Below are 20,308 nucleotides of genomic sequence, written 5' to 3'. Positions count from 1 at the left end.
CAACTTATTACAGCTTAAAAGAGTAGCTTTTTCTATTCGTTACCACCTAGCTACTTTTCAAGCGAGAACGGGCATGAATAATCGTTATTCGTTACCCTGAACCTCCAAATTAAACTAGAGCGGGAACGAATTGCCTATAATCGTTACCGATGACCTCGTTTTTCACGGGCAAGTGACAAAAATACCTTATTTATAAAAAAAAGCCCAGCCAAAAACCTTGGCTGAGCTCTCTAAAAACCCTAAGCACTTGGATCGTATCGTGTCTCCAAGTTTACGAATTTATTGTATTCCTTTACGAATGCGAGTGAGACGGTGCCAGTTGGACCGTTACGCTGCTTGGCGATGATGATTTCGATGATATTCTTATTCTCGGATTCTTTATCGTAGTAATCATCACGGTATAAGAAGGCAACGATATCGGCGTCCTGCTCAATCGAACCGGATTCACGGATATCGGACATCATTGGACGTTTGTCCTGACGCTGCTCAACACCACGGGAAAGCTGGGACAGGGCAATAACAGGAACCTGAAGCTCACGCGCTAATTGCTTTAGGGAACGCGAGATTTCCGATACTTCCTGCTGACGGTTTTCGCCAGCACGACCGCTACCTAAAATAAGCTGTAAGTAGTCGATTAAGATCATCCCTAAACCGTGCTCCTGCTTTAAACGACGGCACTTGGAACGAATATCACTGATTCTTACCCCTGGAGTATCATCAATAAAGATACCTGAGCTAGAAAGGCTGCCCATCGCCATCGTCAGTTTACCCCAGTCATCATCGGTTAGCGTACCGGTACGAAGCCTTTGTGCATCAATATTCCCCTCGGCACAAAGGAGACGCATAACAAGCTGCTCAGCACCCATCTCAAGACTAAAGATGGCGATATTTTCGCCTGTTTTGTGCGCCACATTTTGCGCAATATTTAAGGCAAACGCGGTTTTACCCACAGAAGGACGAGCGCCGACAATGATTAAGTCATTGCGCTGGAATCCTGCTGTCATTCGGTCAAGCTCAATAAAGCCTGTCTCAAGACCGGTAATTTCCCCAGCATTCTGGTGCATTTGCTCAATATTATCATACGTACGAACAAGGACATCTTTAATATTGTGGAACGCTCCAGCATTTTTGCGCTGTGCTACGGCGAGGATGTTTTTTTCAGCCTCACTTAAAAGTGCTTCTACTTCGTCTTCACGAGAATAGCCGTCTGAAGCAATCTCGGTTGCTGTCCGAATTAATCGTCTCAACAAAGACTTTTCTTCTACGATTCTAGCATAATATTCAATATTGGCTGCGGTCGGCACAGAGCTCGCCAATTCACTTAAATAACTTACTCCGCCTGTATCCTCAATCAGCTTCGCTGCAGCTAATTCCTCGGTTACCGTGACAAGGTCAACTACCTTACCTTCATCGTTCAGCTTCAGCATCGCATTAAAAATCTTCTGGTGAGAGGCACGATAGAAGTCTTCTGGTATCAAGATTTCGGAAGCCACAGTTAAGGCAGAGGGTTCTAAGAAAATCGCACCTAAGACAGCTTGTTCGGCTTCAATATTTTGCGGCGGCAGACGATCTGCATATACATCATTCATCTATCAAAAACCTCCTATTTGAAGAGGATAAATTATATATATTAATAGTTCTCAACCTAAATATGTCCATAATGAAGAAAAGTGACCAGTCTCAACCGATCACATCACTTGTTTGCTTTTATTATTTTAACATGTTTAGCTGAAATTTGAACTGGAAATTACTTTACCTCTTTTACATGAACTGTTAACGTAGATACAACTTCATGATGAAGTTTAACAGGAACCTTTGTATGACCTAAGGTACGAATGGCGTCTGCTAATTCCATTTTACGTTTATCGATTTTAATTCCGTGTTTCTTTTGAAGCTCTTCGGCAATTTGTTTTGTGGTAATGGAACCAAAGAGGCGTCCGCCTTCACCCGCTTTAGCAGATAGCTCAACTGTAATCTTTTCTAATTGTTCTCCTAGCTTTTTCGCTTCCGCAAGTTCTTCTGCCGCACGTTTGTCTTCCTTCTTCTTTTGACCTTCTAATGTGCTAATGTTGGCACTATTTGCTTCAATGGCAAGACCCTGCTTAATTAAAAAGTTATGAGCATAACCATCTGCCACATTTTTTACTTCACCTTTTTTGCCTTTACCTTTTACATCTTTTAGAAAAATTACTTTCATTCCTTTTTCCCACCTTCAAAATAATCTTCAATTGCTATCTTTAATTGTCTTTCTGCTTCCGTAATGGAAATTCCGGTCATCTGGGTGGCTGCATTGGTCAAATGACCGCCGCCTTGAAGCTTTTCCATGATTACCTGAACATTGACGTTGCCAAGCGACCTGGCGCTAATACCAATCAGCCCCTCATTGCGTTTCGCAATGACAAACGAGGCTGCTACACCATCCATCGTAAGGAGTGTATCTGCGGCTTGAGCAAGAAGGACTTGGTCATGAAGCTCATTTTCTTCACCTTTTGCAATGGCAATTCCATCGCGGTAAAAAGCAACGGATTCAATTAACTTAGCCCTCTTAATATAGGTATTAACGCTTTCTTTTAAAAATTTCTGAACGAGAATGGTATCTGCCCCTTGACCTCTTAGATAGGAGGCAGCATCAAAGGTCCTGGCACCTGTCCGTAAGGTAAAACTTTTTGTATCCACCACGATTCCCGCGAGCAGTGCAGTAGCTTCTATCATTTCTATTTTACCGCGTTTTGGCTGGTATTCAAGAAATTCGGTAACAAGCTCCGCTGTAGAAGACGCGTATGGCTCCATATAAACAAGAACTGGATTTTCAATAAACTCTTCCCCGCGACGATGATGGTCGATTACAACAACGTTATCAATTCTATTAAGAAGTCGTTCTTCAATTACTAGCGCAGGTTTATGGGTATCCACGATGACCAATAGTGTTTTTTCTGTTGAAATTTCCAATGCCTCTTCTGGACCTATAAATCGAGAAAATAATTGCTCTTGATGGCGGATTTCTTCCATCAGCCTTTGAACAGCACCATCCATTTCTTGAAAGTTTAAAACTATGTAGGCATCTTTTTGATTCATCTGCGCTACCTTGTAAATACCAATGGAAGAGCCAATAGAATCCATATCGGGATTTTTGTGTCCCATTATAATAACTTTATCACTTGCGGTAATTAAATCCTTTAGTGCATGGGAAATAACGCGGGCACGTACTCTTGTCCGTTTTTCAACCGGATTTGTTTTGCCGCCAAAAAATTTCACTTTACCATTTGGATGTTTGATTGCAACCTGATCGCCGCCTCGTCCTAAAGCTAAATCCAAACTTGACTGTGCTAATACGCCCAACTCAGGCAGGGAAGGAGTCCCAGCACCTACACCAATACTTAACGTAAAGGAGATATTCTGCTTAGAGGTCATTTCTCGTACATCATCAAGGACAGTGAATTTTCCCTTTTCCAAGAGTTGGAGAATCGCTTCATTAAAAACAGCGATAAACCTTTCAGATGAGATTCTTTTAAGAAAAATCCCGTTATCCTGGGCCCATTTATTTAAGGTTGAAGTAACCAAATTGTTAATGCTTCCACGCATTTGGTCATCCATTCCTTGTGTTAATTCATCGTAATTATCTAAAAAGATAATTGCGATAACAGTGCGTTCATCATGGTACATTTTTTCAATTTCTTTTTGTTCTGTGACATCAAAGAAATAGAGGAGCTTTTCCTCACTTTTAAGAATGACGCGGAATTTCCGCTCATGCAGTGTAATAATTTCTGTGCCAACCTCTTGCTTAATTAACGGTATTAACGAATCTGCTATTTCGTAGAGCGACTTACCAATAAGGGTGTCTTCATCAAAATAAGAGGATAGGAAGGGATTGGTCCACTCGATAAAGTAATCATCATTGATGAGCATAATTCCAATCGGCATTTCCATCAGTGCTTCTTCGCCGACCCTTTTCACTCTGTAAGAAAGAGTTGAGATATATTCTTCCATCTCTTTCCTTTGGCTGGATTCAATCACTATCATATAGTACAGCGGCGGAATAATGAGAAATAAGCCCACTAGGCTAAGTACCCAATTATAGTAGCACAGGACAATGAGCAGCACTACTGTAATGCCTATTAGCCCGTAAAAAGGGTATCGAATCGAGCGTTTTTCTATAAATGCAGGCAATTTTTTCAGCTCCTAAACAGTAGTCATCACTCTTTTTTATTAAAGCCTTTTCGTAAATCAAAGCCTAAATCAATTATACCTAATATCCCCACAATATAAAGGAAAATTGGAATGAGAAAAGAGACAATCGCTATTGTAATAGAAATGGCCTTCGAAAAACCCTTTTTATCGAAGTAATAAAAGATAAATGTATATCCTTGCAGGATCATCAAAAATTGAAGAATATAGGTCATATTGATAATGGCCATATACCAAAAGCTGCCCTCTTCTGGATTCATCAACATATTAACTAGCAAGGTAAGGAGAAAGTAATATAATATACTTTTTGGAAGTGATATCTCTTTAAAACTTTTCCATTTTTCAACCCTAACGCCGAATCTCTTTATGATGGGAAAGGATATAAGCTGCATAATGAATACAATCAAAAAAGACGAGAGAACAAATAGAGTGGGAATTAATGTCTTAATTAAGTTTAATCCATTATTAAACTGTTCCAACACTTTTTCAGAGTCTTGTGTATTCCCAAAATTCTTTAGTAAGTCCGCCGAAACGTTGAGTGATTCCCGCATCATTTCAATCATTTCAGTAATCATATCGACTTTAAAGAGAACGATACTTGCCACATATATAATAATTAAATTGACTAAAAAGACAAGAGAACCCGCGATGAATAAAACACCCATGTTCTTCTGTTTCTGAATTAAGTAGCCGATTACGACACCTGTTGTCCCATATGCAAGTGTTAATGGCAGCGACATAATCGTACCTACAATAAACGAGAGGAGAAGGGATGCAACTATAAAAACAACGTTACTTTTCCCGTCATTTTTGGATGCAAAGAGCATAAATGGCACTGCTAAAAATAAGTTTACAATCATCCCTAGAAACGGGACATAAATCGTTAGTAATAATAAAACAGCAAAGGCTGCTAAAAGGATTGCGCCTTCTGTTAATTTACGTACATTTTTCACTACTTCACCTCAATTATTTCAAAAGCCTATTTCTTAATTTTAGCCAGTTACGCTCTCCTATTCAACAAATCTGCAAGAAAATAAAAAGACAGCAAGGGATAAACCCCAGCTGCCTTATATATTTCATACTATTATTCACCCGCAACGAATGGTAATAATGCCATTTGACGTGCACGTTTGATTGCAACAGTTAGTTTACGCTGATATTTAGCGCTAGTACCAGTTACACGACGTGGTAAAATCTTTCCACGTTCTGAGATGAATTTTTTAAGTAAATCTACATCTTTATAATCGATGCGTGAGATGCCATTTGCTGTGAAATAGCACACTTTACGGCGCTTCGCGCGTCCGCCTTTACGTCCTCCACCTGCCATGAAAATTCCCTCCTTTATTAAATGATTAACGATTATAAAAAGTTTACGTTAAAATGGTAGATCATCATCGGAGATGTCTATCTGACCGTTACCTGCGAACGGGTCATCATCCACTTTTGTAAAACCTTTATTATTGTTATTGTTAGTGTTTTGATACTGTCGTTGATTCTGATTGCCGCCTCCATAAGGATTTCCTTGCGGTTCCCTAGGTGGAGCTCCGAAGTAATCATTGTCGCTTCTTCCGCCACCGCCGCCAGACGCATTTTTCGGTTCAAGAAATTGAACACTCTCTGCCTGAACTTCAGTAACGTAAACACGCTTACCATCTTGTCCTTCATAGTTGCGGGTTTGAATGCGACCATCTACTCCTGCAAGACTGCCTTTTTTCAAGAAGTTTGCCACATTTTCAGCTGGTTTTCGCCAAACAACACAATTAATAAAGTCTGCTTCACGTTCACCTGCCTGACTAGAAAACGGACGGTTAACAGCTAAAGTAAAAGTAGCAACAGGAACCCCATTTGGTGTATAACGCAAATCAGGATCTTTAGTTAAACGGCCAACAAGCACGACACGATTCATCATCAGAATCAACTCCTTTTCTTTGAGGAGAATGTTTCATGTGAAACATCCAACCAAAATGTATTTATATTAAGCTTCTTCTTTAATTACTAAATGGCGAATGATATCTTCGCTGATTTTCGCAAGACGAGAAAATTCTTGTACCGCGTCAGCTGAAGATGTAGTTTTCACGATTTCGTAATAACCATCACGGAAATCGTTGATTTCGTAAGCTAAACGACGCTTACCCCAATCTTTTGTTTCAGCAGTTTCCGCACCGTTTTCAAGAAGAATTCCGTTGAAACGCTCTACAAGAGCCTTTTTCGCTTCGTCTTCAATGTTTGGGCGGATGATGTACATGATTTCGTACTTATTCATCACAGTCACCTCCTTTTGGTCTAAACGGCCCAACTTTGGGCAAGGAGCAATTATTCATTACTCACAAGTTAAGATTTTATCATAGTTAAAGACGAAAAGCAAGGTTGTTCACTATTTCTAGTTTTTTTCCTTAAAAGTCTTTCCATGTAAAAAGCCTTGCAAACGCAAGGCTGACAATTCTACACATTGAAACGGAAGTGAATAACATCTCCGTCTTTTACTAAATACTCTTTTCCTTCTAAACGGACTTTCCCAGCTTCTTTAGCAGCATTATAACTTCCTGCTGCTAATAAGTCATCATAAGAGACTGTTTCAGCACGAATAAATCCGCGTTCGAAATCTGAGTGAATAATACCAGCACATTGTGGAGCTTTCATGCCGTGTCTAAACGTCCAGGCACGAACTTCCTGAACACCTGCAGTAAAGTAGGTAGCTAGTCCAAGCAAGTTATAAGCTGCGCGAATTAACTGGTCAAGACCCGATTCCTCAATTCCAAGCTCTTCAAGGAACATTTGCTTTTCTTCGCCTTCCAGTTCAGCAATTTCTTCCTCGATCTTGGCGCAGACCACGATCACTTCAGCGTTATCCGCTGCTGCAAATTCACGTACTTTTTGAACATATTCGTTGCCTGATGGATCTGCTACATCATCCTCACCAACGTTTGCCACATATAAAACAGGCTTAATCGTTAAAAGGTGAAGCATTTTGGCGATTTTCATTTGTTCTTCCGTAAATTCAACCGTACGTGCTGGCTTTTCAGCTTCAAAAGCGTCACGAAGCATGGAGAGTACTTCAAACTCAGCTGCTGCGTCTTTATCTTTTTGCTTAGCTAATTTTTCAACGCGGCTAATTCTTTTTTCAACAGACTCCATGTCTGCAAGAATTAACTCTAAATTAATAACCTCGATATCTGAAATAGGATCTACTTTTCCTGATACATGGGTGATGTTCTCGTCTGCAAAACAGCGGACTACTTGGCAAATTGCGTCTACTTGACGAATATGTGATAAGAATTTGTTTCCTAATCCTTCACCTTTACTCGCACCCTTTACAATCCCAGCAATATCGGTAAATTCAAAAGCTGTTGGAACTGTTTTCTTCGGTTGAACAAGTTCCGTTAGTTTTGTTAAGCGGTGATCTGGTACCTCTACAATTCCTACGTTAGGGTCAATCGTACAGAAAGGGTAATTGGCTGATTCAGCCCCAGCCTGTGTGATTGCATTAAATAATGTAGACTTACCAACATTCGGCAAACCTACGATTCCAGCTGTTAATGCCATGTACTTTCACTCCTCAAGATATATATCTATTTAAAAAAATAACGTCCAAGAATTATTAAAAAGCCTCTCACAATTATAGGCATTAGAAGCTAAAAAGACAAGAACAACAAAAACAACTGGTGCACTAGGCACCAGTTAGTTTACCTTTTCAATATTCACTAGACAATCGTACAAGGTACTGCCGAGACCGTTATCGGATTCTCCGCTTGAGGTTAGGTTATTTACTGAACCGCCAAACCTTTTCCAAATTCCTTCATCGATATTAATCGTGTTTGGATGAGCCTTTGGCAGGATGGAAAGATATCCTTTTACTTCACCGCGATTATTCCATACTCTGACATAGTCGCCCTCCTGTAACTGTTTATCAACTGTTATATTTTCCGCAACCTCTACCTTTAACACAGGTGCTTTAGAAAAAAGATGATAGTTTTGAGAATGATTAGATCTTAATGGATGAATCGTCAATAAATTATAAGGGAATTTCTCCGCAAGTAGAGGATTGTTCCATTTAGATTCCTCAGGAACAGCTAAAGTCAGTTGTCCTTCTTCGCCCTTGTTCATGGATGTGAATTCAAATTTCCCGGAAGCTGTTTTAAACTGGTGATCACTCCACGGGACTTTTTTCACCGGCAGTTCCAGCGTATGCTGTTCCTTAAGTTCATCTATTGTAAGTCCTTTTTCTGCTAAAGAGTGAAGTGACATTTCCAGCCACTGATCTCTTGAAAACTGAAAATCCTCACCAAACCCAAGTCTTTCAGCAAGCTGTGTCCAAATCCATAAATCCGACTTAGCTTCTTCAGGAGCTAAAACGAGTTTCGGACCATAATTAACATAATGATGGTACATGGAAGAATAATAAAGATCTTCTTCCTCAAAAGAAGTGGTGGTTGGCAGGATATAATCTGCCAGTTGAGCTGTATCGGTCATAAATTGCTCAATTACAACGAGTGTGGAAACTGATGAAAATGCCTTTTCTACAACCGATGAATCTGGGACCTGTGTTAACGGATTACCGCAGGTAACCACAATCATTTTTATTTCCGGATTAGTGGCAGAAAGCACTTCCTCCGCCTGCTTCATGATTGAAAACTGTCGATGTCTTTCCTTCCGGCTGCTTAGCGTTAAGTTGGAAATATCAAAGCTTTGCCCAACTTGCAGGTTGGCGTAATTAGCACCACCGCCAGGTATTCCAATATTCCCGCTTACCGCTGCAAGGGCATCAATCAAACGGATCGTATTCCCGCCATTTTTATACCGTTGCAGACCAAGTCCCATAAAAGTAGAGGTTGGTTTATCAGCAAAGACCTTTGCTAATAGCTGAATTTTCTCGACTGACACTTCCGTCATTTCACTTATTTTTTCTAAAGATATGCCTTCAATCAGTTTCTCTAGATCCTCAAAACCATATGAATAGTGTTCAATAAATTCACGATCTTCAAGTCCTAAACGGAGGATTTCCTTTATAATCCCTGAAGCTAGTAAACCATCCATACCAGGTTTTACGGACATATATTCATCTGCTATTTTCGCAGTTGCATTAAAAAGTGGATCAATAACATAAATCTTCGCTCCCTTTTTCTTTGCTTCTAGGAGCTTTTCATAAAAATGCATGTTGGTACGTGCTACATTTCTTCCCCAAACGACAATGTTTTTACTATTTAAAACATCCTCTGGTTCATGACCATAAGCATCGCCAAAGTCCCATTTTTGCGCCTCAATTCCAGCACCCCAACAAAGTGAACCATAAAGCTCCGTTACACCGCCATATGCATTAAAGAATCGTTGATCTAGATTTTTAAGTATCCCGTTGTTCGCATAGTCATGACTATGGAGAACAGCCGTGGAACCATATTGATCTTTTATTTCCTTCAACTGTATGGCAATTTCATCAAGAGCCTGATTCCATGAAATTTGCTTAAATTCTCCGTTCACCTTTTTTAAGGGATAAAGAATCCGTTCAGGTGAGTTCGTCCTTGTTTCGAGCATTCTGCCTCTGCCGCAAATTTTCCCCTTGGTAATGGGGTGGGAAGGGTCACCTTCAACTTTTATTACTTTATCGTTCTCTACCGTTACATGAAAACCACAGCTGTCCCAGCAATTCAATGGACACGCTGATTTCACAATACTCGCCACTACTCCACCCCCAAAACGATCTCTACTTTTTAACTAGAATAATACAGTTAACCAAAAAAAAGAAGCATAAACTACTGTTCATGCTTCACCAATATTTTCTTCATTTTCCTTGAGAATTCTCGTCTAGGGATCATTACACTATGTTCGCAGCCTTCACATTTGATTCGAATGTCCATCCCCATCCGGATAATTTTCCATCGGTTGGTCCCGCATGGATGCTGCTTTTTCATTTCAACGACATCATTTAACCCAAACTCTTTTTCTTCCATTCAATACCTCTCCTTTTAAATACTAGGTTCATTGATATTTCCAGAATTCTTTGAGTACATGACCATACGTGGATATGGAATTTCAATTCCATGCTCATCTAGACATTGTTTGATATCTCTCTTAATATCCCGAGAAACACCCGCATGCTTCATAGGTAATGTTTCAGCAACGATTCGTAAAACAATTTCTGACGGTCCTAAGGTTTGAATCCCTAGAAGCTCTGGTGCCTTTATTAATGCTTCGTATTTATCCGGCATTGTTTCAAGTAAATCCCTGATGATATTTTGCGTTTTTTCAATATCCTCTTCATATGCAACCGATATGTCGATTATCGCAAGGCTGTTATTTAAAGAGAAATTCGTGACCTGAATGATACTGCCATTCGGCAAAATGTGAACTTCTCCTGTCCAACTTTTTAACTTTGTTGTCCGTAAACCAATAGCTTGGACGGTTCCTTCAAACTGATCTATTCGAATATGATCTCCGACTGAAAATTGATCTTCAAAAATAATAAAGAAACCACTTATTACATCTTTTACGAGACTCTGAGCTCCAAAACCAACAGCAAGGCCGACAACCCCTGCACCTGCAATCAATGCTTTTACATCAATGGTTAAGACTGAGAGAATCATCATAAATGCAATAAAATAAACGACATATGTAAGAACATTATCAAGAAGCTTTGCTAATGTTTCTTCCCTTCGTTCTGAGGTTTTAAGCGGCGAACGAGTTCTTAGCTTAAAAACATTATCAATGGCCATACTTCCCAGCTTGATTAAGATCTTAGCCACAATCATAATCGCTATAATTTTTAGAAAACCTTCCCCAATAGCCAGCCATGTATCTTCATTTTGGAATTTATCAACAAATCTCTGAATAATTCTTTCTGTAGAAGTCATTTGAACATCCTTTCCTCTCACACTATTGAATCATTCTTATTTTATCAAGTTTCCCTTGTAGTTTATAGTATTGTGATTTATTCCTTTTTTCAACTTTGGAATATCTTTTATTCATCATGTATAGATTTTCTTAATATTCCGTATACTGTTAGAAAAGCGGAGGCGCCTTGACCAGGGGCGACGGGCATAAGACGAGCCGGCAGGAAGGTTGTTCTTTAACCTTCTTGACGGATTGGCTTATGACCCGAGCCCCTAGGCGCTGGAGCTAGACAACTTAAAAGAAAGCGGGAAAAATTGGTCACAATTAAGGAGTGTACTTATGAATCTGAAACCTAGTTTCTTTGACAGGAGGACCAATACTGGACGGATACCCCATGATGATTTTCAAGCTGTTGAAAATTTAACCATGGAATTAATCAAGTTCCTGCCACGGGCATCTCAACGTCCCATCGTATTTGTTTGTATCGGAACAGACCGCTCAACCGGGGATTCATTAGGACCACTTGTTGGATCACTTCTAGAGGAGAAGGACATTTCTTCTTTTCATGTCTATGGTACGTTAGATGAACCCATTCATGCTGTTAATTTGGGTGACCGGTTAAAGGAAATAGCAGTAAAACATCAGGATCCCTACATTATTGGTATCGATGCGTGTTTAGGACGAATGAAGAATGTTGGGGTGATCCAGGTGGGTAATGGGCCTGTTAAACCTGGGGCTGGTGTGAACAAAGAGCTTCCGGCAGTCGGTGATATTCACATTACGGGGATTGTCAATGTGAGTGGCTTTATGGAGTTTTTTGTCTTACAAAATACCCGATTAAATTTGGTAATGAAAATGGCAAAGACCATTGCAAATGGGATTCATCAAGCAAGTATTCTCCATTCCAAAGGAAGGCTGCAGGAATTAATTCAAGAGGAGCGAAAAAAGACCAATTAAAAGAGCAGCCGGGATCAGCCTAGCTGCTCTTATTACTATTGTTGAATTTGTAAAATCTTACAAAAACAAACGATATAAATAGAGAACGGTTACGATAAATCCTGTCACAACAATAGCAGGGAGGAGGTTTGCTACCTTTATTTTTACTAATCCTGTTAGATTGAGCCCAATAGCAAAAATCATGACACCGCCTGTAGCAGTCATTTCAACAATGAATTGATCCATCAATACCTGGGGAATAAAGGTGTTAATTTGGGTGGCGAATAAAGCAATTAACCCCTGATAGAGCATGACTGGAATAGCTGAAAATATAACGCCCACTCCCAGGGTAGTTGTTAATATAATTGACGTGAAGCCATCAATGAGCCCTTTCGTATACAAGACGTCATGATCGCCGCGTATTCCACTATCAAGTGCTCCTATGATTGCCATAGCCCCAATGACAAAGATCAAGGTTGCAGTAACAAAACCTTCTGCAATACTTCCTTTTCCATTTGAACCTATTTTGCTAGAATCAATTTTCTTTTCCAGCCAAAGCCCAAGCTGATTGAGCTTTTCCTCCAATTGCATGAGTTCTCCAAAAACAGCGCCCATAACTAAACTAATAATCACAATCAGAAAATTCTCGCTTTTTAAACCCATCTGCAGTCCTAATACAATCACTGATAATCCAATTGCATACATAACCGTAGTTTTCATGCTTTCAGGAATTCTGTTTAAAAGCTTTCCAATCAGTGTACCAATTATAATTAGTAACCCGTTTACAAGTGTCCCTAGTAAAAACATCTGCTCTTCACCTATTCTTCGAAACTCGAAATTAATAATAGTATTAAACTATCACTTTTTAATAGAGTTGGAAAGTTATTTTTTTAATATAGCTGTGTTAAATAGGCCTGTTGATTTCCACTCCACTAAGGAATGCTTCCTCGAATAATCACCGCAGGGACAGGCTGCCTTTGCCTGTCCCGAGGCACTTCGCTTTCCGCGGGCGTGCCGGGGAGCCTCCTCGGCGCTTAAGCGCCTGTGGGGTCTCCCCAGCCCCGTACTCCCGCAGGAGTCTTCGTGCCTTCCGCTCCAATCAACAGGGTTCTAAAACAAAATTTATCTTTAACATAGCTTTTTTATAAAAAAATAAACCATCCATTGATGGTTTAAAGTGATTCTTCTTGACCCAGCATTTCTAAAATACGTTCTAAATCCTCTTTGGAGAAAAATTCAATTTCTATCTTGCCTTTATTTTTTGTCTGCTTAATGTTTACAGTTGTTCCAAATCGTTCGCGAAGGGAGTGTTCCCGTTCCTGGATAAACACATCTTTTTTCTTTTCAGGCTTTTTTGTTTCACGTGGAACATTTTCATTAAGATTTTGAATGATCTTTTCTAGTTGACGAACATTCAATGATTCCTGAATTATTTTATCTACTAAGGCTGGAAGCTTTGCCTTTTGACGCAATCCCAAAAGTGCGCGGCCATGGCCCATCGAGATTTTTCCATCTGAAATCAGCTCTTGAATCTTGGGAGGCAAAGACAACAGCCGGATATGGTTCGCAACATGCGGACGGCTTTTCCCTAAACGTTTGGCTACTTCTTCTTGTGTGAACTTTAACTTTTCCATTAAAGTTTGGTAGGCTTGTCCCTCTTCAATGGGATTCAAGTCTTCACGCTGCAGGTTTTCTAAAACGGCTAATTCCATCATTTGCTGTTCGGTTAACTCTCTTACAACAGCTGGGACAGAGGCAAGTTTTGCTTCCTTTGCTGCCCGGAAACGTCTTTCTCCCACGACAATTTCATAACCTTTAATACTTTTTCGAACGACAAGAGGCTGGAGAATCCCGTGTTCTATAATAGATTCTTTTAATTCATCAATGGCCTCTTGTTGGAAGGTTTTCCTTGGCTGGTAAGGGTTGGGTCGCAATTCTTTTAAACTTATTTCTTGGACAGTCTCTTCCTTACCGGCTTCGATATTTGTAAAAAATGCATTTATGCCTTTTTTTCCTAGACCTTTAGCCATTTGAGACCACTTCCTTTGCTAGATCTAAATAAACTTCTGCCCCTCGTGATTTTGAATCATACGTAATAATTGGTTCGCCATGGCTTGGTGCCTCACTTAGACGTACATTTCTTGGAATAATGGTTTTATATACTTTATCTTGAAAATACTTCTTCACTTCTTCGATTACTTGAATGCCTAAATTCGTTCGGGCGTCGAGCATCGTTAATAGCACGCCTTCTATTTTCAAGTCTTGGTTTAAGTGTTTTTGTACTAGTCTTACAGTATTTAATAACTGACTTAAACCTTCGAGAGCATAATATTCACACTGAACCGGGATTAACACAGAGTCAGAAGCTGTTAAGGAGTTGAGCGTTAACAATCCTAGTGAAGGCGGACAATCGATAATAATATAATCAAATTGGTCCTTCACTTCTTCAAGTGCACGCTTTAATCGGACTTCCCTTGAGATAGTAGGAACAAGCTCAATCTCCGCTCCTGCAAGCTGTATAGTAGCCGGAATCGCATATAAATTTTCAACAGATGTTGGTTTAATAACATCCTTTGCTTCCACATCGTCTACTAAAACATCATATATACACTGTGCTACATCTGCCTTTTCGATACCAATTCCGCTCGTAGCATTCCCTTGTGGATCAATGTCTACTAATAAAACCTTTTTCCCAATGTATGCTAAGCAGGCGCCTAGATTGACAGAGGTAGTTGTCTTTCCAACTCCGCCTTTTTGATTCGCGATTGCAATAGTTTTGCCCACGATGTCACCTACCTTGTTTCAAATAAAGTACTTAAATTCTAGTCATATCAACTAGTTAACCTGTCATTTTCGCAGTCTAAACTAGTAAATTATAATTTCCATGCTATTTATTTTAACATGAATCTGATTTATTGTTATTTGTTTTCATAAAATAATCATGACGAATCAAATTAATAAATACCATTATTTTACAGTCGTAAATAAATCGATCCCCATTAAAATGCAAAAATAAAAACCAAACTGCTTATAGTCTGGTTCCATTTGTAAATATTTTATTTTTTCTTTGGGATTTTTATTGTAAATTGATAGTACTCTTCGAATTCTTCTTCATGTGAGTCGAGATTGATACCGTTATCTGATACCATCGTTAATGATTGCCTTATGGTATTTACAGCAATTCTCATATCCTTACTGAAGGCTTTTCTTTTTGGTTTCGGTTTTTGATTCTTTTCTTCTAGCAGCCGGGCAACTCGATCCTCTGTTTGCTTTACATTAAGATTTCTTTCAATAATATCCTGTAAAAGTAATACTTGTTTCTCTGGATTTTTAAGTGGAATAAGTGCACGGGCATGCCGTTCAGTTATTTCTTTATTTAGCAAGGATTCTTGGATAGGCTGAGGCAGCTTTAAAAGCCGGAGCTTATTAGCCACTGTCGATTGACCTTTTCCAAGACGCTGAGCAAGAGCTTCTTGCGTTAAATTATGCAGCTCGAGCAGCTTACCATAGGCGATAGCCTCTTCAATCGGAGACAGCTCTTCCCGTTGTAAATTCTCAATTAATGCCACAGAGGCTGTTTCTCTATCGGAATAATTTTTTATGATAGCTGGTGCTTCTTCCCAGCCCAGCTTCTTCATTGCACGCCAGCGGCGCTCTCCGGCAATAATTTCATAATTTCCATCAAACTGTCGGACCACAATTGGCTGAATGATTCCGTGTGTATGGATTGTTCGCGATAACTCCTCTATTTTTTCATCGTCGAATACGGTTCGAGGCTGAAAACGGTTAGGAACAATACTTTCAATCGGAATCTTTTTAATTTCCTCATTTTTTTCAACATCTAGTTCTTGTTCAAGTTCTTGTTCTAGCTCTTTTTCAAGCTCTTTTTCTAACTCAACCTTTTGATCTCCCTTTTCGCCGAGGCCAAAAAAGCGTGAAAACGAATTCTTCATCCCCAACACCACCTTTACGAAACTCCCTATTACTTATTCTCTATTATACAGTTTTCTTCCTGCCAAAACCTTCAGTTTTATTTATACAAAAATATCCTTCTCTATTCGATTGGCATTTTACCAGGTGTCCCTGGTTTTCGTGGATATTTTTTCGGTGTTTGTTTTTCCTTTTTAATCACAAGAATATTTCTTTCACTTTCTTCCATAGGCAAAGTGAAAGTGTGCATTTGCTCTAATCTTCCTCCAAGAGTCGTAATTGCCTTTTGACCGACGGTTAACTCATCGTTTGCATGTGCAGCCTTCATGGCAATAAAATGTCCTCCTACTTTTACAAGAGGAAGGCAAAGCTCGCTAAGCACAGACATTCTTGCTACTGCCCTTGCTGTTACGAGGTCATATGACTCCCGATGAGCTGGATTTACACCGAAGGTCTCAGCGCGGTCGTGAATGAAATGAACGTTTTCCAATTTTAATACATTTGCTAAATGATTTAAAAAGGAAATTCGCTTATTTAATGAATCCACGATGGTTACCTCCAAATGAGGAAAAGCAATTTTTAAAGGAATACTTGGAAACCCCGCACCTGCACCTACATCACATAGATGCAGAGGCTGCGTGAAATCAAAGTAAAAGGCAGCAGATATGGAATCATAGAAATGTTTTAAGTAGACATCCTCTTGATCAGTGATGGCAGTTAGGTTCATTTTTTCATTCCACTCCACTAAGGTGTGGAAATATTGATCAAATTGATTTAGCTGCTCATCACTAAGGGTAATCCCCTTCTCAAGAAGCATGGCTTTGAATTGTTCGATATTCATCAGCAAAACTTCCTCTTTTTGTAAAAATTATGGGCTTTGTTATAAGTTTCTGTTGATTTCCGCTCCACTAAGGAAAGCTTCTTTGAATAATCTCCGCAGGGACAGGCGCTTTTTGCCTGTCACGAGGCACTTCGCTTTCCGCGGGCGTGCCGGGGAGCCTCCTCGGCGCTTAAGCGCCTGTGTGGTCTCCCCAGCCCGTCCTCCCGCAGGAGTCTTCGTGCCTTCCGCGAAAATCAACAGAGTGCCAAAATAAATGTAGCTATATCAAAGCAAATTATAAGTTACTTGTTCTAGACACTTTTCCTTGTTCCAAATATACAAGAAGAATCGATATATCGGATGGATTTACACCAGAAATTCTAGAAGCTTGGGCAAGTGATAAGGGTTTAATTTGTTTTAGTTTTTGCTTTGCTTCCGTTGCAAGACTTGATATCGCGTCATAGTCGATGTTTTCAGGAATTTTCTTATTCTCCATCTTCTTTAAACGTTCAACCTGCTGAAGTGACTTTTCAATATAGCCGTCATATTTAACTTGAATTTCAACCTGCTCTTTTATATCCTGGTCTAATTCCACAGCGCTTGGTGCTAGTCTTTCGATGTGTTCATAGTTCATTTCAGGTCGCTTCAATAAATCGGAGGCAAGAATTCCATCCTTAAGTTCACTACCGCCAATGCTTCGAATAAGCTCCTGAACTTCAGTGGAAGGTCTTATTCTAGTTGATGACAGCCTTTCTTTTTCTGCTTCTACCGCAGCTTTTTTAGCTAAAAATCTTTGATAACGTTCTTCAGGTATTAGACCAATCGAATAACCAATGTCCGTCAACCGTAAGTCTGCATTATCATGGCGTAACAAAAGACGATATTCTGCTCTGGATGTTAGCAGACGATATGGTTCATTTGTTCCTTTTGTGATTAAATCATCTATTAATACACCAATATAGGCATCTGAACGACTTAAGATTAATGGGTCTTTTCCAAGTGCACTAAGACCTGCATTGATTCCTGCCATAATCCCTTGTCCCGCTGCTTCTTCATATCCAGAAGTTCCATTAATTTGACCAGCAGTAAAGAGATTTTTAACTACCTTTGTTTCAAGTGTCGGCCAAAGCTGAGTTGGATTAATCGCATCATACTCAATCGCATATCCAGATCTCATCATTTGAACATTTTCTAAACCTGGAATGGTTTTGAGGATTTGCTGCTGAACATCTTCCGGTAAACTTGTCGATAAGCCTTGTACATAAACTTCTTGTGTTTTTCTGCCTTCAGGCTCGAGGAAGATTTGGTGACGCGGCTTATCGTTGAAACGGACCACTTTATCTTCGATAGATGGACAGTAACGCGGACCTGTTCCTTTAATCATTCCTGAATACATCGGTGAACGATGAAGGTTTTGATCAATTAATGTATGAGTTTGCTCATTTGTATACGTCAACCAGCATGGAAGTTGGTCAGTAATATACTTAGTTGTTTCATATGAGAACGCTCTTGGAACATCATCCCCAGGCTGAATTTCTGTTTTACTGTAATCAATCGTATGACTGTTAACACGCGGCGGAGTTCCTGTCTTAAAACGAACAAGTTCAAATCCAAGTTCCTCTAAATGCTCCGATAACTTAATCGATGGCTGTTGATTATTTGGACCGCTTGAATATTTCAATTCTCCGAGGATGATTTCTCCACGAAGATAGGTACCAGTCGTGATAACAACTGTTTTGGCACGGTAAATCGCACCTGTTTTTGTAATTACCCCAACACAGACTCCATCCTCAACGATTAGTCTTTCAACCATTCCTTGAAGGAGTGTAAGGTTTGGTGTTTCTTCTATTGTTCTTTTCATTTCGTACTGGTAGTCAACTTTATCTGCTTGGGCACGCAAAGCACGCACTGCGGGACCCTTCCCCGTATTCAACATTCTCATTTGAATATATGTTTTATCGATATTTCTGCCCATTTCGCCGCCAAGTGCATCTATTTCCCGGACAACAATTCCTTTTGCCGGTCCGCCAATTGATGGATTACATGGCATAAAAGCAACCATATCGAGGTTAATGGTGATCATTAGAGTCTTTGCACCCATACGTGCCGCCGCGAGGCCTGCCTCACAGCCTGCATGACCAGCCCCAATGACCACAACGTCAAAATTACCTGCTTCGTATGACATCTCTTTCCTCCTCTTTCTATACTTTTTCTATTACTTTCCTAGACAGAACTGTGAAAATAGCTGATCGATTAAACTTTCGTGTACACTATCGCCGATAACTTCCCCAAGCATTTCCCATGTTCTTGTTATATCTATTTGAACGATATCAATAGGAGTTCCCATTTCTACTCCATTAATTGCTTCTTCTATTGTGTGCAAACTTTGTCCGATCAAAGCAATGTGGCGGCTGTTAGATAGATACGTCATATCTCCAGCGTCAATCGACCCTTCAAAGAACAAGGATGATATAGCTTCTTCGAGCTCATCAACCCCGCGATCCTCTAATAATGAGGTGGTGACGATTTTATGCTCTCTCGCCAGCTCCTTTACACGCTCCATATCAATTTGCTGCGTGAGGTCTGTCTTATTAACGATGACAATAACATCCATCCCTTTTACAGCTTCAAAAAGATTTTCATCCTCTTTTGTAAATTGATCAGCATAATTAAGCACTAATAATATTAAATCTGCTTCTTTTAATACCTGTCTAGACTTTTCTACCCCGATCCGTTCAACAATATCTTCCGTTTCTCTTATACCCGCAGTATCTAATAGTCTTAGCGGTACGCCGCGAACATTGACATACTCTTCAATCACATCACGGGTTGTCCCCGGAATGTCAGTGACAATTGCTTTATTCTCTTGAACGAGACTATTTAATAAAGAAGATTTCCCGACGTTTGGCCGGCCAACAATTACAGTTGAAAGACCTTCTCGCAAAATTTTACCCTGCTGAGAGGTTTGCAGCAGTTTTTTTAACTCATCTCGAACATAGATAGCCTTTTCTAACAACATATTATGTGTCATTTCTTCAACATCGTCATATTCGGGATAATCTATATTTACTTCGACATGCGCAAGTATTTCTAAAATTTCCTGACGCAAGCCCCTAATTAACTTTGATAACCGGCCTTCCATTTGTCCTAAGGCAACATTCATCGCACGATCCGTTTTGGCTCTGATTAAATCCATTACTGCTTCTGCTTGAGATAAATCAATCCGGCCATTTAGAAACGCCCGTTTTGTAAATTCACCTGGTTCAGCCAGTCTAGCCCCATAGGCCAGTACATGCTGCAATACCCGATTCACAGAAACAATCCCGCCGTGACAATTTATTTCAACTACATCCTCTTTCGTAAAAGTTTTTGGTCCCTTCATAATCGATACCATTACTTCTTCAATTACTTGCTCCGTCTTTGGATCAATTAAATGACCATAATGAATCGTATGGGTTGGAACCTCTGTTAACCTTTTACCGCCGATGCTTCGAAAAATTTGATCCGCGATTTTAATGGAATCATCGCCACTCAACCGTACAATTGCAATTGCTCCCTCACCCATCGGTGTCGATATGGCAGCTATCGTATCGAATTCCATTACGTTCACCA

At 39.8% G+C, this 20,308-nt stretch carries 19 protein-coding genes; 1 reads left to right on the top strand and 18 read right to left on the bottom strand.

Annotation, left to right across the window (positions count from 1 at the left end; genetic code table 11):
* Window positions 1-239: 239 nt before the first annotated feature.
* The 11 genes from dnaB to QFZ31_RS20745 form a co-directional block, all read right to left on the bottom strand.
* Window positions 240-1,589, bottom strand: a complete 1,350-nt coding sequence (gene dnaB, locus QFZ31_RS20795) for a replicative DNA helicase (protein ID WP_307306427.1) — start codon at window positions 1,587-1,589, stop codon at window positions 240-242.
* 158 nt (window positions 1,590-1,747) lie between these two features.
* Window positions 1,748-2,197, bottom strand: coding sequence for a 50S ribosomal protein L9 (gene rplI / locus QFZ31_RS20790; protein WP_307306424.1), 450 nt, complete (start codon window positions 2,195-2,197; stop codon window positions 1,748-1,750).
* The gene (locus tag QFZ31_RS20785; RefSeq protein ID WP_307306423.1) at window positions 2,194-4,167 is read right to left on the bottom strand and encodes a DHH family phosphoesterase; all 1,974 of its coding nucleotides are present in this window, start codon (window positions 4,165-4,167) and stop codon (window positions 2,194-2,196) included. The genes rplI and QFZ31_RS20785 overlap by 4 nt, the downstream gene beginning before the upstream one ends.
* Window positions 4,168-4,193: 26 nt before the next feature.
* The gene (locus QFZ31_RS20780) at window positions 4,194-5,138 is read right to left on the bottom strand and encodes a YybS family protein (RefSeq protein WP_307306421.1); all 945 of its coding nucleotides are present in this window, start codon (window positions 5,136-5,138) and stop codon (window positions 4,194-4,196) included.
* A gap of 131 nt (window positions 5,139-5,269) precedes the next feature.
* On the bottom strand, window positions 5,270-5,512 hold the full coding sequence (gene rpsR / locus QFZ31_RS20775) for a 30S ribosomal protein S18 (RefSeq protein ID WP_063255175.1): 243 nt from the start codon (window positions 5,510-5,512) through the stop codon (window positions 5,270-5,272).
* 48 nt (window positions 5,513-5,560) lie between these two features.
* Window positions 5,561-6,094, bottom strand: coding sequence for a single-stranded DNA-binding protein (gene ssb / locus QFZ31_RS20770; protein ID WP_307306419.1), 534 nt, complete (start codon window positions 6,092-6,094; stop codon window positions 5,561-5,563).
* 66 nt (window positions 6,095-6,160) lie between these two features.
* Window positions 6,161-6,448, bottom strand: coding sequence for a 30S ribosomal protein S6 (gene rpsF, locus QFZ31_RS20765; RefSeq protein ID WP_045519104.1), 288 nt, complete (start codon window positions 6,446-6,448; stop codon window positions 6,161-6,163).
* Between the two features lie 179 nt (window positions 6,449-6,627).
* Complete coding sequence (ychF, locus tag QFZ31_RS20760) at window positions 6,628-7,728, bottom strand: redox-regulated ATPase YchF (RefSeq protein WP_307193169.1); 1,101 nt, start codon at window positions 7,726-7,728, stop codon at window positions 6,628-6,630.
* Between the two features lie 135 nt (window positions 7,729-7,863).
* Window positions 7,864-9,861 (bottom strand): molybdopterin-dependent oxidoreductase, encoded by a 1,998-nt coding sequence (locus QFZ31_RS20755; RefSeq protein WP_307306417.1) that lies wholly within the window; start codon window positions 9,859-9,861, stop codon window positions 7,864-7,866.
* Between the two features lie 71 nt (window positions 9,862-9,932).
* Window positions 9,933-10,130 (bottom strand): DUF951 domain-containing protein, encoded by a 198-nt coding sequence (locus QFZ31_RS20750; protein ID WP_045519309.1) that lies wholly within the window; start codon window positions 10,128-10,130, stop codon window positions 9,933-9,935.
* Between the two features lie 15 nt (window positions 10,131-10,145).
* Entirely contained in the window at window positions 10,146-11,030 is an 885-nt protein-coding gene (locus QFZ31_RS20745) for a mechanosensitive ion channel family protein (RefSeq protein ID WP_307306414.1), read from the bottom strand.
* A gap of 319 nt (window positions 11,031-11,349) precedes the next feature.
* On the opposite strand from QFZ31_RS20745, the gene yyaC reads away from it, so the two are divergent.
* The gene (gene yyaC, locus QFZ31_RS20740) at window positions 11,350-11,967 is read left to right on the top strand and encodes a spore protease YyaC (RefSeq protein ID WP_307306411.1); all 618 of its coding nucleotides are present in this window, start codon (window positions 11,350-11,352) and stop codon (window positions 11,965-11,967) included.
* 57 nt (window positions 11,968-12,024) lie between these two features.
* Here yyaC and QFZ31_RS20735 read toward each other — a convergent pair whose 3' ends face one another.
* From QFZ31_RS20735 to mnmE, 7 genes are all read right to left on the bottom strand, one after another.
* Window positions 12,025-12,753: a DUF554 domain-containing protein gene (locus tag QFZ31_RS20735; protein WP_307306408.1), complete on the bottom strand. Its 729-nt coding sequence runs from the start codon at window positions 12,751-12,753 to the stop codon at window positions 12,025-12,027.
* Window positions 12,754-13,118: 365 nt separating this feature from the next.
* On the bottom strand, window positions 13,119-13,976 hold the full coding sequence (locus tag QFZ31_RS20730; protein ID WP_307306405.1) for a ParB/RepB/Spo0J family partition protein: 858 nt from the start codon (window positions 13,974-13,976) through the stop codon (window positions 13,119-13,121).
* The gene (locus tag QFZ31_RS20725; RefSeq protein ID WP_179598976.1) at window positions 13,969-14,730 is read right to left on the bottom strand and encodes a ParA family protein; all 762 of its coding nucleotides are present in this window, start codon (window positions 14,728-14,730) and stop codon (window positions 13,969-13,971) included. The genes QFZ31_RS20730 and QFZ31_RS20725 overlap by 8 nt, the downstream gene beginning before the upstream one ends.
* 272 nt (window positions 14,731-15,002) lie before the next feature.
* Window positions 15,003-15,899 (bottom strand): nucleoid occlusion protein, encoded by an 897-nt coding sequence (gene noc / locus QFZ31_RS20720; RefSeq protein ID WP_179598978.1) that lies wholly within the window; start codon window positions 15,897-15,899, stop codon window positions 15,003-15,005.
* A 101-nt stretch (window positions 15,900-16,000) separates the two neighbouring features.
* Entirely contained in the window at window positions 16,001-16,717 is a 717-nt protein-coding gene (gene rsmG / locus QFZ31_RS20715) for a 16S rRNA (guanine(527)-N(7))-methyltransferase RsmG (RefSeq protein WP_307306401.1), read from the bottom strand.
* A gap of 274 nt (window positions 16,718-16,991) precedes the next feature.
* Window positions 16,992-18,881 (bottom strand): tRNA uridine-5-carboxymethylaminomethyl(34) synthesis enzyme MnmG, encoded by a 1,890-nt coding sequence (mnmG, locus tag QFZ31_RS20710; protein ID WP_307306398.1) that lies wholly within the window; start codon window positions 18,879-18,881, stop codon window positions 16,992-16,994.
* A gap of 30 nt (window positions 18,882-18,911) precedes the next feature.
* Window positions 18,912-20,297, bottom strand: coding sequence for a tRNA uridine-5-carboxymethylaminomethyl(34) synthesis GTPase MnmE (mnmE, locus tag QFZ31_RS20705; RefSeq protein WP_307306395.1), 1,386 nt, complete (start codon window positions 20,295-20,297; stop codon window positions 18,912-18,914).
* Window positions 20,298-20,308: the final 11 nt, after the last annotated feature.

Origin of the sequence: Neobacillus niacini, assembly GCF_030817595.1 — a bacterium.
GTDB lineage: Bacteria > Bacillota > Bacilli > Bacillales > Cytobacillaceae > Neobacillus > Neobacillus niacini_G.
This window is presented reverse-complemented; position numbering and strand designations above follow the sequence as displayed.